The organism is Acinetobacter sp. ANC_7553 (assembly GCF_056779895.1).
Genome location: NZ_JBWYIV010000045.1, coordinates 1 through 654, shown reverse-complemented (window position 1 = coordinate 654; position 654 = coordinate 1). Strand labels below are relative to the sequence as shown.

The window sequence follows — 654 nt, the reverse complement described above, 5'->3', positions numbered from 1 at the left end:
GGGGGAAGATGAAAGGATTTTTTCCTAGATTTTCATAGAATCTAAAAAGTTTGATATGCTCAATATCTAAATAAAAAAATGTATGTGAAATCACAAATGATGAGTCCAATTTTTCTACATGAATTACCGATTGAACAACTAGAACAAATGTCTCAAGAAGAGATTGAACAAACCATTAAAGCTGAACAACTTTATTTTCAACATCGACCGAAAACCATTTATTACCTTGCTGTAAATGGCGCTAAAACTAAAAATGATGGATTGGTTAAAGCTAGCGCTAAAGAACATAGAATTGGCGGTTTAGCAATTGCTTGCGTTGGTGACGAAGTTATTTATGCCGATGGGACAACGTCTAAAATTATTTCAGGTGCAGGGACAGCATGCCTGATTGATGGCTTATCAGTTGCCTTAGTCGGTAGCCGTTTAGAAAATGGCGATGAGATTATTGATAGTCCCAATAAAGCTGTAGCGATCAATATTTTTAAAGGTGATAAAGCTCCACAAGGTTTTTTAGTTTCTGAACAGGAAGCTAAACATGGCTAAAGGTTTTGCTATTCATAATGCTCCTACTGATCATGGTGGTTTAATTCCAGCAACTCAATTTAGAGATTCTCAAATGGGGAATGCTTTTGTCAGAGCTGGAGATGGTCATTA

1 protein-coding gene and 1 pseudogene are annotated in these 654 nt (G+C 36.1%); both read left to right on the top strand.

The annotated features are described in order from the left end of the window. The first annotated feature begins 96 nt into the window (after positions 1–96). Positions 97–543, top strand: coding sequence for a PAAR domain-containing protein (locus AC1M9I_RS14595; protein WP_481611213.1), 447 nt, complete (start codon positions 97–99; stop codon positions 541–543). Next, a pseudogene (locus AC1M9I_RS14590) lies at positions 536–654 on the top strand (PAAR domain-containing protein); the annotation flags it as partial. The gene AC1M9I_RS14595 and the pseudogene AC1M9I_RS14590, both read left to right, overlap by 8 nt.

What these genes read in the sequence shown, in the direction of transcription:
- AC1M9I_RS14595 (WP_481611213.1), top strand. Translation starts at nt 97, where the DNA reads ATGATGAGTCCAATTTTTCTACATGAATTACCGATTGAACAACTAGAA.